Annotated in this window: 7 protein-coding genes; all 7 read left to right on the forward strand. The window is 71.1% G+C overall.

Going from position 1 to position 14,810, the window contains the following annotated elements; translation table 11 throughout:
* The first annotated feature begins 253 nt into the window (after positions 1-253).
* Positions 254-3,076 (forward strand): AAA family ATPase, encoded by a 2,823-nt coding sequence (locus G3I60_RS25370; RefSeq protein ID WP_164607753.1) that lies wholly within the window; start codon positions 254-256, stop codon positions 3,074-3,076.
* Positions 3,077-3,520: 444 nt separating this feature from the next.
* Positions 3,521-3,739 carry a type A2 lantipeptide gene (locus G3I60_RS25375; RefSeq protein ID WP_164296912.1) on the forward strand — a complete coding sequence of 73 codons (219 nt, stop codon included), beginning with the start codon at positions 3,521-3,523 and terminating at the stop codon, positions 3,737-3,739.
* A gap of 149 nt (positions 3,740-3,888) precedes the next feature.
* Positions 3,889-4,695, forward strand: coding sequence for an HlyD family efflux transporter periplasmic adaptor subunit (locus G3I60_RS25380; RefSeq protein WP_164296914.1), 807 nt, complete (start codon positions 3,889-3,891; stop codon positions 4,693-4,695).
* Between the two features lie 53 nt (positions 4,696-4,748).
* On the forward strand, positions 4,749-6,968 hold the full coding sequence (locus G3I60_RS25385; protein WP_164296985.1) for an NHLP family bacteriocin export ABC transporter peptidase/permease/ATPase subunit: 2,220 nt from the start codon (positions 4,749-4,751) through the stop codon (positions 6,966-6,968).
* Position 6,969: 1 nt separating this feature from the next.
* Positions 6,970-9,903: an NHLP bacteriocin export ABC transporter permease/ATPase subunit gene (locus tag G3I60_RS25390; protein ID WP_164607755.1), complete on the forward strand. Its 2,934-nt coding sequence runs from the start codon at positions 6,970-6,972 to the stop codon at positions 9,901-9,903.
* Positions 9,904-10,008: 105 nt separating this feature from the next.
* The gene (locus tag G3I60_RS25395; protein ID WP_164296987.1) at positions 10,009-11,622 is read left to right on the forward strand and encodes an APC family permease; all 1,614 of its coding nucleotides are present in this window, start codon (positions 10,009-10,011) and stop codon (positions 11,620-11,622) included.
* Between the two features lie 183 nt (positions 11,623-11,805).
* Complete coding sequence (locus tag G3I60_RS25400; RefSeq protein ID WP_343241782.1) at positions 11,806-14,028, forward strand: RICIN domain-containing protein; 2,223 nt, start codon at positions 11,806-11,808, stop codon at positions 14,026-14,028.
* Positions 14,029-14,810 lie beyond the last annotated feature (782 nt).

Raw genomic sequence — 14,810 nt, forward strand, 5'->3', positions numbered from 1 at the left:
GATGGCCGGCCGCGGTCGGGGTGCTCGCTCTCAACTGCCGAAGACCCGACGAGGAACGTCCGCACCAGGTTGGTCCCTCAAACGAGCAGGGCCGGGGGTGACGGCGTGGCCGACCGGGCAGAGCAGGAGGCAGTCGTCCCCCGGCGGGGCGGGAGCCGCACGGCGTGAGCGCCGACGCGGCACGCCGTCCCTGCCGGGCCCGCTCGTCGGCACGTCCGCGTCATGACGCCCGGCCGCAGGAAATGGGTAGTCCATGAACACGGCCACGTCAGGTCCGGTCGGCCGCGACACGGAGATCGCCGAGGTCGAGGCGATGCTGGCCGGAGCGGCCGAAGAGGCCGGCCGCGTAGTGGTGGTCAGCGCCGGTGCCGGGACGGGGAAGACGGCTCTGCTCGACGACGCGGTCCGCCGCGCCCGGCGGAGCGGCTTCACCGTGCTGACCGCCCGGGGCAGCTCGGCCGAACGCGACCTGTCCTTCGGACTGGTGAGCAGACTGTTCGAGCCCGTGCTGCCGGACCTCGTGGAAGCCGGCCTGGTCACCTGTGCCGGCTCCGTGTCCCGGGCCCGGGAGCTGCCGGTCACCAGGCCTGCGGGCGAGGCGTCGCTGACCGAGCTCTACGCCCTGCACCGCGGGCTCGCGCATCTGGCGTCCCGGGCTCCGGTACTCGTGGCGGTGGACGACCTGCAGTGGCTGGACCGGCAGTCGCTGCGCTGGCTGAGCACCCTCCCGCAACGTGTCGAACATGCCCGGATCGCGGTGCTGCTGACGGTATGCCCCGGTGAGCCCTGCACGGATGCCGCGGCCCTCGACGAGCTGCTGGCCGTCAGCACGGTGGAGCTGCACCCGGCGAGTCTCGGCGCCCCGGCCGTGGCGACGCTCGTCGAACGCGCCCTGGCCGCCCCGCCGGACGCGTCGTTCGTCGCCTCGTTCCTGCGCGAGACCGGCGGCAACCCGCTGTGCGTGACCGAGCTGACCGCGGTCCTGAAGGACCGGGCGGTCACGCCCACCGCTGGCCCGGCAGCCGTGCTCGGCGATATCGCGGTACCCCGGCTCGCCTCCCGGCTGCACGCCCGGCTGCGCCGAATATCGCCGTACGCGCTCGATGTCGCCAGGGCCGTCGCCGTCCTCGGCGACGATGCGGACGTGGGCCGCGTCGCCGCCGTCTGCGGTGTCGAGCCGCCGGTGGTCATGGAGGTGACGACGGCACTCGGGCGGGCGGGACTGCTGCGCGTGGAGGACCGGTTCCTGTCCTTCGCGCAGCCGCTGCTGCGCGGCACGGTGATCCAGCACCTGCCGTTCGCGGAACTGCGGACCCTGCGTGGCGCGGCGGCCCGGATCCTGCGGGACACCGGCGCCCCGGAGGACCGGGTGGTCGAACAGCTCATGGCCACTCCCGCACCGGCCGAACCGTGGGTGGTCGCCGTGCTGCGCGATGCCGCCGAATCCGCCCTCGGCCGGGGCGAGCCCGACATGGCCGTCGCGTATCTGACCAGGGCGCTGGGCGAGCCGGTCCCGGACGAGGACCGCGTACCGCTCCTGAGGGCGCTGGGCCGGGCCGAGGGGTATCTGGACTTCGGCGCGGCGATCCGCCATCTGACCGCGGTCTCCTCCCCTCCGGCGGAGCCGGAGGGCCGGCCGGGTGTGGTGCGGGAGCTGGCGGAGCTGCTCGCCATGACAGGACGCCACGAGGCCGCCGTCGAACTCGTCCGCACGCAGGCGGGTTCCGGCTCCACCGACATGGCGCTCTGCTCGGTGGAGCTGCGGTTCGACTGCGAGGCGACCGCCGAGTCGGCGGCCAGGCAACTGCACCGTCTGCCCAGGCCGGCCCCCCAGGGCGGCGCGGCCGACGGGCGCTATCTGAGCCTGCTCGCCCTGCGGACCGGGTGGGCGGGCAGGTCCCGCTCCCGCGCCGTGGCCCTCGCCCAGCAGGCGTTGATGGTCCTGCCCCTCACCCCCGACGCGATGCGGCCCATCCTGCGCAGCGTCCTGGTGCTGGCCCAGGCCGGCCGGGCCGAGGAGGCCCACGAATTCTGCGACGCGATGGTCGGTCACGCCGAACGCTGGCAGCACCGGCCCGCCCTCGCCGCGGCCCGGTCGCTGCGCGGTGTCGTCGCCCACCGGCTCGGCCGGCTGCCCCCCGCGGCCGAGGATGCCCGGATCGCGTTCGAGATGCTCATCGGCTGCGGGGCACCACGGCGAACGGGCGCGGCGGTGGAACTCCTGGCCCGGCGGGTGGAGATCCTGGTCGACCTGGGCGCGTACGACGAGGCGGAGAGCCTGGTCGAACTGTCGGACCTGTGCGGCGATCTGCCGAAGACCTGGGGCGGCACCGCCCTGTTGCTCGCCCGGGGCCGGCTGCGGGCCGTCGCGGGACACCCGGCCGAGGGGCTCCGGGACCTGCTGGCCGCCGGCCGCCGGCTGCCGTCCTGGAACGTGCTGAACCCCGCCGTCGCAGCGTGGCAGACCGAGAGCGCGGCGGCCCTGCTGACGCTCGGTGAGACCGCCGGGGCGCGTCGCAAGGCCACGGAGGCGGTCGAACTGGCCCGCCGATGGGGTGCGCCCGGTCCGCTGGGGGTCGCGCTCCGGACTCTGGGGGCCGCTGTCGGCGGGCCGCAGGGGCTGGCCGCGCTGGAGGAGTCGGTCTCCGTTCTGCAGCGCTCCGCCGACCGGTTCGAGCTCGCACGGTCCCTGGCCGAGTACGGCACGGCCCTCAGCCGCGACAAGCGTCCGGTGCCGGCGAGGCGGGCGCTGCGTGCCGCGCTCGACCTGGCGGAGGAGTGCGGCTGCGAGGACCTGGCGACCCGCTCCCGTATCGAGTTGTCCGCGTCGGGCGGCCGCCCGCCGAAGTCCTCGCACACGGACGGAGTCGCCGCGCTGACGGCCGCCGAACTGCGTACCGCCATGCTCGCCGCCGAGGGCAAGTCCAACCGGGAGCTCGCCGAGGTCCTGTCGGTGGGGCAGCGCACCGTCGAGATCCATCTCACCAACGCCTACCGGAAACTCGGCATCGGCGGACGCGACCGGCTTCCCGCGGTCCTGCAGGGCATGCCCACGGCACTCGCCGACTCCCGGTGAACCGGCGGCGACCATCCGTGACACCCCGCCGCCCCCGGTGATCCTGCACAGCGCGCACGCGGAAAACGCACAGCGGCCCGGCGGGATCACGCCGCCCCGGACGGGCGCCGAACCCTAAACGCGGATATGTCCGTTCAGGATCGACGGCAGGACCGGCCCGTGCGAATGGCCCGTTTCCGGCATGTGAAGAAGTCGTCGGCATTCGGTGGGCAATGCCGTCGGTGCACGTCTCGCGGTACCGAAACGCCGACCGAAACACTGTGACGGGCAAGGTGGCCCGGCAGCGCGTTGACGTGGTTGTGTCTTGCGACATACGGGAGTTGCGAAACGGATTTCCGAATTATTCGGGCATCGGACGACCGTTGAACCGGCCGGACCGGCTTTCCGCCGAACCGGCCGACGCTATTCATGAACCCCCCACCGCTATGAAGGGAACCGCAAGTCATGCGCAACGACTTCACCCCCCAGGTCGAGACCCGCGAAATTGCCGACAGCGACCTGGACAACGTCTCCGGCGGTGTCGGCGTCGGTGTCGGCGTCGACGGTCTGTCGGCCAGCTCCATCGTGGGCACCGTCGAGTCGGTCCTGCCGGTCTCGCTGCCGCTCTCGACGGTCACCGGTCTTCTCCCGGCGCAGGTCAACGGTCTGGCCGCCGGTCTCTGACCGTCAGGTTCGCCACGAGACGTCATAGCGTCAGCAAGACCCGGCCCAGCGGTGCTTCTGACGCATCGTAAGGCTGGACATAGGCCCCGGAACCCCTCGTTCCGGGGCCTATGAATGCCGCACCCGAATGCAGTTGAAGGAATACTTCCGTGCAGTTCCGCCAAAGGGCGCTGTCCAAGCTGCAATCGCCAGAGGACCTCGACGTACCGGTGCTTCTCGCCCGGCCGCAGGGCTGGCTCGTGCTGACCGTCACAGCGGTCGTCATGGCCGTCGGCTGCTTCTGGGCGGTGACGGGCACGGTGTCGTCCAAGCTGAACGCACCCGGAATCCTGACGCATGCGGAAGGCAGTTACCTTCTGCAGAGTCCGGTCGCCGGCCAAATCACCGCGACCCTCGCCAAAGAGGGCGACACGCTGCCCGCGGGCGCTCCGTTGCTGACCGTACGCACGGACGGGAAGGCCGAGACCGTTCGCACGGTGGCGGCGGGCCGGGTGACCGCGATCATGGCCAGGACCGGCGCCGTCGTCGCCACCGGCGCGGACCTGGCGACGGTGGAGCGCATGGACAAGCCCGACGACCCACTGGTGGCGGTGTTGTACGCGCCGGGCGGCAGCGCGCCGACGATCCCGGTGGGCGCTTCGGTGGAGCTGACCGTCCAGTCGGTGCCGGCGCAGCGGTTCGGTGTACTGCGGGGCCGCGTTCTGGCGATCGGCCGGATTCCCGAGACCCGGCAGCAGATCAGCAACTTCCTCGGGGACCGCCAGCTGGGCGAGCAGTTCTCGGCGCAGGGCCCGCCGGTGGCGGTCATGGTCCAGTTGGAACGGTCGGCCGGCACCACATCCGGCTTCACCTGGTCGTCGGCGCACGGACCGCCGTACCCGATCGATTCCACGACGTTGGTCAGCGGCGCCATCCACCTGACCGCGCAGCATCCGATCGATTGGGTCCTTCCGTGAGCGCGCAGCACCGCCCGACCCCGGCAGGCCGCGGTCGGCACCGCCCCGAGCCGATGCGTGCGCCGGGACCGACGCCGGCGCCCAAGCGTCGGAAGCAGCAGAAGCCGAGGAGGCCGAAGAGCCGGAAAACCGTCCGCAGTCCCACCGTTCTGCAGATGGAAGCCGTGGAGTGCGGTGCCGCCTCGCTCGCCATGGTGCTCGGCCACCACGGCCGGCACGTCCCTCTCGAAGAACTCCGCATCGCCTGCGGTGTGTCCCGTGACGGCTCCCGGGCCAGCAACGTGCTGAAGGCGGCCCGCAGATACGGTCTGGACGCCAAGGGCATGCAGATGGAGCCCGCCGCCCTCGCGGAGGTGCGGGCGCCGGCCGTCCTGTTCTGGGAGTTCAACCACTTCGTCGTCTTCGACGGGATGGGACGGCGGTTCGGCCGCCGGGGGATCCACCTCAACGATCCGGCCCGGGGCCGCCGTTTCGTGTCGTGGGAGGAGTTCGACTCCAGCTTCACCGGCGTCGTGCTGACCTTCGAGCCCGGCGGCAGGTTCCGCTGCGGCGGCCGCAAGCCCGGGGTGATGAGCGCCCTGCCGGCCCGGTTGCGCGGCACCACGGGCACGATGGCGGCAGCGCTGATCGCCAGCTTCCTGCTCGTCGTCGTCGGAGCGTCGGCGCCGGCCCTCAGCCGTACGTACATCGACCTGTTCCTGTTCGGCAATCAGACGTCGCTGCTGCCGGTGCTCTTCGGGTCGATGGCCGCCATGGTCGTGCTGACCGTCGTGCTGACCGCCGTTCAGCAGGCGAACCTGCTGCGCGGCCGCATCATCTCGTCCACCTTCGGCAGCGCCCGGTTCATGCGGCATCTGCTCAGGCTGCCGGTCACATTCTTCGCCCAGCGCAACCCGGCCGACCTCGTCCAGCGCCTGCAGTCCAACGACACGGTGGCCGAGACCCTGGCCAGGGACCTCGCCGCCGCCGGGGTGGATGCCGTGGTCGTGGTGCTCTACGCGGTCCTGCTGTGGACCTACGATCCGCAACTGACGGTCGTCGGCGTGCTGATCGCGCTGCTCAACGTCGCGGCGATGCGCGTGGTGGTACGGATCCGCGCCACCGGTACGCAGAAGCTGCGTGCCGACAGCGCCCGGCTGACCAACACCTCGTACGGCGGGCTCCAGCTCATCGAGACGATGAAGGCGACCGGCGCCGAGAACGGCTACTTCCGCCGCTGGGCCGGCCAGCACGCCACGACCCTGGACGGGCAGCAGCGGCTCGGCGTGCCCAGCGCGGTACTCGCCGTCGTCGCGCCCACCCTCGCTGCGCTCAACAGCGCACTGATCCTGTGGATCGGCGGGCTGCGGGCGGTGGAGGGCCATATCTCCATCGGTCTGCTCGTCGCCTTCCAGGCGCTGGTGACCAGTTTCACCGCACCGGTCACCCGGCTCAACGGGGTGGCCGGCCGGATCCAGGACTTCGCGGCCGACGTGGCCCGGCTCAAGGACGTCGAGAGCTTCCCGGTGGACGGGCTGTACTCCCGCAGCGAGCCGGCCGCGAGCACCCGCAGGCTCAAGGGGCACGTGACACTGGAGAACGTCACCTTCGGCTACAGCCCGCTCGACAAACCGCTGCTCACCGACTTCTCGCTGTCGGTCGGCCCCGGCCGGCAGGTCGCGCTGGTCGGCGGCTCCGGCAGCGGCAAGTCCACGGTGTCCCGGCTGATCTCGGGTCTCTACAACCCGTGGGAGGGCGCGATCCGCATCGACGGGCAGCGGCTCGACGAGATCTCCCGCAGCGCGCTGTCCGCCTCGGTCTCCTTCGTCGATCAGGACGTCTTCCTCTTCGAGGGCACCGTCCGGGACAACGTCGCGCTGTGGGATCCGTCGATACCGGACGACGACGTCATCGCCGCGCTCAAGGACGCCGCCATCCACGACACGGTCGCCCGGCGTCCCGGCGGTATCCACAGCCGGGTCGAGCAGGACGGCCGCAACTTCTCCGGCGGCCAGCGGCAGCGGCTGGAGATCGCCCGGGCCCTGGTCCGCCGCCCCAGCGTCCTGGTCCTCGACGAGGTGACCAGCGCCCTGGACGCCGAGACCGAGCAGGTGATCATCGACAATCTGCGGCGGCGGGGCTGTGCCTGCGTGGTGATCGCGCACCGGCTGAGCACGGTGCGCGACAGCGACGAGATCGTCGTGCTCGACCACGGCACGGTCGTGGAGCGCGGTCGGCACGAGGACCTGGTCGCGGCCGGGGGGCCGTACGCCGAGCTCGTCAGGGAGCACTGAGATGACATCCGTCCAGCACCCCGTGATCGCCGACGCCGTGCCGGGCGCCGTGCCCGGCGATGTGGTGGTCGGTGCCCTCGGCGGTCTGGGACAGCCCGTCGACTGCGCCGGCGCCCGCAGCATGAGCCTGGAGGGGCCCCATGTGCTGTGGCTCGTCGTGGGCGGGGCGATGGACCTGTTCGCGGTCGACGCCGGAAACCAGGGGCACTGGCACTTCCTCGGCCGGCTCGAAACGGGAACCCTGGTGCTCGGACCGGCGGAAGGCCCGCGCCACACCCTCGTCGGACGGCCCCTGCAAGGGTGCGAACTGCGCCGGATCCAGCTGCGGGAACTGTTCGGGCCCGGGTACGGCGAGCCCGGTGGGTACGGCGGAGGCGGGTACGCCGGATACCCGGACCAGCAGGCGTACAGCGGCTACGAAGTGCCCCTCAGCCCGCTGGAGGACGCGTTCGCCCGCGGGGTCGGACGCAGCCTGCGCGTCCTGTTCGAGGCGCCCCACGACGGTCAGCCGGGCCACCGACCGGGAGCGGCGGAGCCGGCCGCCATGTACGAAGCGGCCGACGACAACATCCTGTGGATGCCGGTGGCCCCCGGCAGCGTGCAGTACGGCGCCGCGTTCAGCAGCGAGGCGGCCGCCGACCTGCTCATCGACGGTGCGATGTGGCAGCGGGTGGTCAATCAGCAGTCCCGGCTGCTGTTCGCGCTGGACCGCTGGATCGAACGCATCGAGCGCGCCCATGAGAACCGGACAGCGGCCGGCATCGAGGCCGGCCGGACGGTGCGCGCGCAGGCGGACCAGGCGCTGCTGGCCTCCATCGACAGGCCGGGAGGCAGGGCCCCGTCCCACCCGGCCGAGGGCACCGACGACGCCACACTCGCCGCCTGCCGCAGAGTCGCCGACGCGGCCGGGATCACCGTCTCGGCGCCAGTGGAGGGCGGCTCGGCGAACGGCCGGTCGAGCCCGGTCGAGCGCATCGCGGTGAGCTCGGGCTTCCGCACCCGCACGGTCCGACTCGACGGCCGCTGGTGGCGGGAGAACTCCGGCCCCCTGCTGGGCCACCGGGCCGGTACGGGCGCCCCGGTCGCGCTGCTGTGGCGGCGCGGCAGATACGAGGCGGTGGATCCGGTCACCGGCGAGCGGACGCGCATCGGGAGTACGGGCGGGGGCGCGGGCGCGGCCGCGTTCCAGCCCCGCGCCGTCATGTTCTACCGTCCGCTGCCCGACCAGCCCATAGCCGCCTGGCGGCTGCTCCGCTTCAGTCTGCGCGGCACCCGGGCGGACCTGCGCAACCTGATCCTGGGCGGTCTGGTCGCGGTCGGACTGGGCGCGCTGGTGCCCATCGCGACGGGACAGGTGCTCGGCGTCTACGTACCGAACGCCGAGAACAGCCTCATCGTCCAGACCTCGCTGGCGATGGTGGCCACCACCATCGTCTCGGCCGCCTTCATGCTGCTGGAGAACATCTCCATCCTGCGCATGGAAGGGCGCATCGAGTCCACGCTCCAGCCGGCCGTCTGGGACCGGCTGCTGCGCCTGCCGACGAAGTTCTTCGCCGGGCGTTCCACCGGAGAGCTGGCCAGCGCCGCCATGGGCATCAGTGCCATCCGCCGCGTGCTGTCCGGCATCAGCTCGGTGGCCGTGCAGGCGGGCACCGTCGGCGCCGTGAACCTCGCTCTGCTGCTCTGGTACAGCCCCATGATGGCCCTGCTGGCGATGGCGATGCTCACCGTGATCGGCGCGGTGTTCCTCGGCCTGGGGCTGTGGCAACTGCGGTGGCAGCGCCGGCTGATCGTGCTCGGCAACAAGCTCAACAACCAGGCGTTCCAGACGCTGCGCGGACTGCCCAAACTGCGTGTCGCCGCGGCGGAGAGCTTCGCCTACGCGTCCTGGGCCCGCGAGTTCGCCCGCAGCCGCGAGCTGCAGCAGCGCGTGGGCCGGATCAAGAACATGATCACGGTCGTCAACGCGGTCTATCTGCCGCTCTGCACCCTCATCATGTTCATGCTGCTCGCAGGTCCGGCCCGCGGGACCCTGTCGGCCAGCAGCTTCCTCACCTTCAACACCGCAGTGACGATGCTGCTGACATCGGTGACCCAGCTGACCGGCGCACTTATCTCCGCCGTCTCCGTCCTGCCGCTGTTCGAGCAGATCAAACCGCTGCTCGACGAGGTGCCCGAGGTCGGCGGCGGCACCATACAGCCGGGCGTCCTGTCCGGCGAGATCGAGGTCAAGCAGCTGTCGTTCCGGTACGCCGACGACGCGCCACTGGTACTCGACAACGTGTCGTTCCGGATCCTGCCGGGCGAGTTCGTCGCGATCGTCGGGTCCAGCGGCTGCGGCAAGTCGACGCTGCTCCGGCTGCTCATCGGCTTCGACCGGCCGGTCTCCGGCAGCGTGCTCTACGACGGTCAGGACCTGACGGCCCTCGACCCGGCGGCCGTGCGCCGCCAGTGCGGGGTCGTCCTGCAGAACGCGCAGCCGTTCACCGGCTCGATCCTGGACTGCATCTGCGGTTCCGAGACGTTCTCCCTGGAAGAGGCCTGGGAGGCGGCCGCGATGGCGGGCCTGACCGAGGACATCAAGGCCATGCCGATGGGCATGCACACCGTCCTCTCCGACGGCGGCGGCACCGTCTCCGGCGGCCAGCGGCAGCGCCTGATGATCGCCCAGGCCCTGATCCGCCACCCGCGCATCCTGTTCTTCGACGAAGCCACCAGCGCCCTCGACAACGAGACCCAGCGCGTCGTGACCGAGAGCACCCGCAAGCTGCGCTCGACACGCGTCGTCATCGCCCACCGGCTGTCCACCGTCATGGACGCCGACCGCGTGATCGTCATGTCGGAGGGCCGGGTCCTCCAGCAGGGTCCACCCGCGGAACTCCTCGCCGACACCGGCGGCATGTTCCATGAGCTGGTGCGCCGTCAGATGCGCTGAACGAGCCACGCGCCAGCCGGGGAGCGCTCCTCTGCGGTCCGCGGCGCCCGGCGTGACACGCTGGGGAACCCAGCGTTCCCCGTCCCATGAGGAGGTGCGGTGCACGTGCCGCAGAGCGAGCCGCAGCGTGCTCCGGACGCCCCCACGGTACTGAGCGAGGAACGCCGGCTCCGCAAGGAGCTCGGGTTCTGGAGCCTGGCGGCGATCGGGTTCTCCAACATCCTCGGCTCCGGCTGGCTGTTCGCGGCCATGTTCGCCGCACAGACCGCAGGGCCCGCCTCGTTGCTGTCCTGGGTCGCGGCGGGCGTGCTGTGCGGCCTGGTGGCGCTGGTGATGGTGGAGCTCGGCGCCACCCGCCCCGAGGGCGGCGGAACCGTGCGCTGGCCGCTCTACGCGAGCGGCCGGCTGGTGGGCACCGTGATCGGCTGGTCGGTCCTGCTGTCGGTCGGCGGCACGGCGGCGGAGATCAGCGCGATCATGCAGTACGCCGCGCACTACCTCCCCGGCCTCTACGACAACGGCCGGCTGACCGCGTCCGGCCTGGCCGTGGCCTCGGGACTGAGCATCCTGCTGACCGCGCTCAACTGGTTCGCGGTACGCACCTTCGCGCGGCTGAACAACCTGGTGTCGCTGTTCAAGGTCGTCGTGCCCGTCGTCACCGTGGTGGCGCTGTTCCTCTCCGGCACGCACTCCGGGCGGCTCACCGACTACGGCGGCTTCGCACCGTACGGCTACGCGGCCTGTCTGACCGCGCTCGCCAGCGGCGGCATCGTGTACTCCGTCAACGGCTTCCAGGCGCCGCTCGACTTCTCCGGCGAGGCCCGCAACCCCCGGCGCAATGTGCCGGGCGCGGTACTCACCGGCATCGGGCTGGCCGTGCTGGTCTACCTGGGACTGCAGCTCGCCTTCCTCTACACGGTGCCGGACTCGCTGCTCGGCCACGGATGGCAGGGCGTGAACTTCGAGTCCCCGTTCGGGCAGCTCGCCCTGGTGCTCAACCTGCACTGGCTGGCCACCCTGCTCTACGCCGACGCGGTGGTCTCGCCCGGCGGCTCGGCCTACGTCGGGGTCGCGATCGACGCCCGGCACATCTACGCCCTGGCGAAGAACGGCCTGCTGCCGCGCTTCTTCATGCGGATCGACGCCCGCTCCGGCATGGCCCACCGGGCGCTGCTGCTCAACCTCGTCGTGATCGTCCTGTTCATGCTGCCGTTCGGCGGCTGGCAGGACATCGTCAGCGTGATGGGCGACATGTATCTGCTCATCTACGCGGCGTCCGCGGTCGCCGTCGCCGTGTTCCGGGCGCGGGACAGGGAGCAGGGAGTGACCCGCAAGGACGGCCAGGTGCCCGGGGTGCGCTGGATCGCGCCGATCAGCTTCGTGGTGGCCACCGAATTCGTCTACTGGTCGGGCTGGCACGATCTGCGCCTCGCGCTGCCGCTGGTTCTCGCCGGTGTGCCGCTGTTCCTGCTGCTGCGCCGCGACGCCGCCGGGCGGCCGGTGCGCGAGGAGCTGCGGGACGGCGCCTGGCTGGTCTGCCAGCTGGCCGCGCTGACGTTGCTGTCCTGGCTGGGCACCTTCGGCGGCTCGGGCCGGCTGCCCGCGCCGTACGACACGATCGTGGTCGGTGCCGTCGCGCTCGCCGTGTTCGGCTGGGCCGTGCGCTCCGGGACGGCGCACCTCCGGGTGGAACCGGCCCCGCCCGTCCCGGCCACCTGACCGGGGCCCGTGCTGGGGCATTCCGTGATGAACGGGGCCCACCCGGTGAGGAAAACCCAAGTGGAGGCGAACAAAAACACATGTACTCCGGCTCGCGCAGGCGGTGGGATCAGGGCGACCCCCCGCTTGCCCTGCTCCGGCCCCCACCGCCGGACCAGCACACCCGGACGGAAAGGACTATCTGTGTCCCGTCCCCGAAGAGTCCTCGCGGCGCTCGCCGTGACCCTCCCGCTGCTCACCGCCGGCCTGCTCGCACCGGGAACGGCGTCGGCGCTCCCGCCCGGCGCCACGTACACGGTCTCCGTCGGCTCGAAGGCCTCCTACGCCCATCCGACCGACACCTCCGCGGTCCCCTACATCGACAAGGACGGCGCGTTCTACTTCCAGCAGTCCGCCGCCCTGTACGGTGCCACGGACCCCCGCTACTGGGACTTCTTCACCGGTACGAACTTCGACGACGCCTCGCGGTCGAGTGCTATCAGCAACGCGGTGAACCCGGCCAACTCCAGCGACAGGAACAACGACACGACCTGGCGCTGCAACAACAGCCCGACCGGAGTGACGGCGACCGCCGCGCCCTCGGGCTCGGGGTACGCGCAGAAGAACTACTGCGACCTGACCGGGGTGTGGGTCGATCCGGACACCGGTGACTGGTACGGCCTGGTGCACAACGAGTTCACCCCGCAGCCGTTCGGCGACGGCCTGCACTACGACGCGATCGACTACGCGCGCTCGACGAACCAGGGCAAGGTCTGGAACATCCTGGGCCACGCGATCACCTCGCCGTACAGCACCGCACGGGGCGACACCACGGCCTTCCCGAACCAGACGTACGACTACGGTGACGGCGACCAGCGGCTCTTCGTCGACACGGCGTCCGGCTACTTCTACATCACCTACGGCTCGCGCATCGTGGACAAGAACGGCGGCTGGAAGGCGTTCTACGCCCATGCCGCCCGCGCTCCCATCTCGTCCAAGATGGCGCCCGGCTCCTGGCAGAAGTGGTACAACGGCTCCTGGTCGCAGCCCGGACAGGGCGGCCTGGAGAGCAACGAGGTGCCGGTGACCTCCGCCGGCGGCACCGGATACACCCCCGCGTCGGCCGAGTACGATCCGGCCAACACCGGCACCGTGGACCAGCAGGTCGCGGCAGGCAAGATGCCGCCGACCTCGCCGCTGTTCGTCATGGACATCACCTACAACGCCTATCTGGGCCTGTACATCGGTGAACCGCAGGCGGTCGACCAGAGCGGCAACGCCCCACAGCAGATCTACGCCACCGACGACCTCTCCACCCAGAAGTGGACGCTGATCGGCGACACCGGCAGCCACCACACCGCCTCGTGGTACCGGTGGTTCCTGGACAGCGCGAACAGGACCAGTTCGACGATCGTCGGCAAGAACTTCCGCTCGTACTGCTCCTTCGGATGCTCCGGCGGCGCTTCCGGCGAGTACGTCAACCTCACGATCGACTCGTCCGCCCCGGCACCGTCACCGGTCGACCCGGCGAAGACCTACACGATCGGCAGCGGGTCCGGCCGCGTCCTCGCCCAGGCCACCGGCAGCTCGGCCACCACCTCGGTCACGGCCGCGACCGGGTCAAGTCTCGAATCGTGGAGCTTCACCGGCAACGGCGACGGCTCCTACCGCATCACCAACGCCGCCACCGGCCAACTGCTCGGGGTGAACTCCGCTGCGACGGCCAACCGTGCCTGGGCCACCAAGCCGACCGCCACCACGGCGGGGTCCGGCGGTCCCACCGTCGGCCAGCAGTGGTTCCTCATCAAGAACGTGAACTCCGCGGGCGCGCAGACCGGCACATACCGCATCGTCAACCGGTACAGCGGTCTCGTCCTCGGCATGTCGTCCGACACCGGCCGGCTCGCCGAGACCACCCCGGCCCGCACCTGGACCAACGGCACGGGCAACCCGGTCGGCGGCTCCCGTACCGCCGCCGAGCAGGCCCTGACCCTGACCGCCACCGCGGCCGCGAGCAACCTGAACGGCACGCACACGATCTCCGTGTCCGGCAAGGCTCTCGATGATCCCGACTGGCACACGGAGCCCGGCGTCCAGCTCGACACCTGGTCGCTGAACGGCGGAAAGAACCAGAACTGGGTCTTCACCCAGCAGTCCGACGGCTCCTACACCCTCGTCAACGCCCACTCCAACCTGTGCGCTGACGATGACGGAGGCGCCACCGCACCAGGCACGGCAGTGGTCCAGTGGACCTGCACCGGCGGTGCCAACCAGAAGTGGCGGGTGACGAAGCTGGCGTCCGGCGCCTACACGATCACCAACGTCCACAGCGGACTCCTGCTGACGACCTCGTCGACCTCCGACGGTGGCACGGTCACCCAGCAGACGGACACCGATCTGCCGCGGCAGCACTGGACCATCGCCTGACCCCGCACCGAGTCGGCCATCGGCCGGCATCGCACTGAGCCAGGGAAGCGCACCCGATCGGTACCACCGATCGGGTGCGCTTTGCTCATGTTCCAACAAAATGCTGCGGAACTCAACGGGCGGCGCCGAGGGCGGAAGTCGGGGGTCCCGGCCCGGTGCGGGCTCTCCACGGGTGGCGGCGGCGCGGACCGGGGCCGAGGTGCCGTCGGCGTGCCCTCCGGGGTGCCGCGTCCGGCGGCCGGACCCGTGCCGGGGGGCGTCCTCGGCGTGACGCCCTTGGGTAACGGACGAACGCAACGATGGCCCGCTCCTGAGGAAGGCCGGATCGCCCTCCCGGAACGTCGGCGGAAGACGGGCCCGGCCTCGACACATCGGCCGTGCGCCCTGGCCGGCCCGGATGCCCAGGGGTGGCGACCGCGATCCATGGTGCATCTTGAAGCAACGTATGTGAACTTGTTTGACCGGTCAGGGCGTGTCCTGACCCCCTTTCCCGTCACCCGTGAGTGCTCCGGGGAAGGCCGGATGTCGATTTCCGCAGTCCGGAGCGGCTCGTACCGCTACATCACGGTCCCACAACACCACCGGGTCGGAGCGTTGACGCCCCTGGGTAAGGGGGCGTAGAACTACCCCTGCGAGCGAGGTCCCGGTTAATCCTGTTGAATTTTGTTCGAAACCATCAGGTGCTAGGAGGTCCCCAGCGGGACCCCCTTCCGTCTCTTCGCCGCACCGCATCCCCTGCACCGCATCGTGACCGCAGACCACAGCAGACCGCAGACCACAGA

It is taken from the genome of Streptomyces sp. SID13666, from assembly GCF_010548325.1.
Lineage (GTDB): Bacteria > Actinomycetota > Actinomycetes > Streptomycetales > Streptomycetaceae > Actinacidiphila > Actinacidiphila fildesensis.

Bases quoted from the DNA above. Each gene is read 5' to 3' on its own strand.
- G3I60_RS25370 (WP_164607753.1), top strand. From the start codon at position 254: ATGAACACGGCCACGTCAGGTCCGGTCGGCCGCGACACGGAGATCGCC.
- G3I60_RS25375 (WP_164296912.1), top strand. From the start codon at position 3,521: ATGCGCAACGACTTCACCCCCCAGGTCGAGACCCGCGAAATTGCCGAC.
- G3I60_RS25385 (WP_164296985.1), top strand. From the start codon at position 4,749: ATGCGTGCGCCGGGACCGACGCCGGCGCCCAAGCGTCGGAAGCAGCAG.
- G3I60_RS25390 (WP_164607755.1), top strand. From the start codon at position 6,970: ATGACATCCGTCCAGCACCCCGTGATCGCCGACGCCGTGCCGGGCGCC.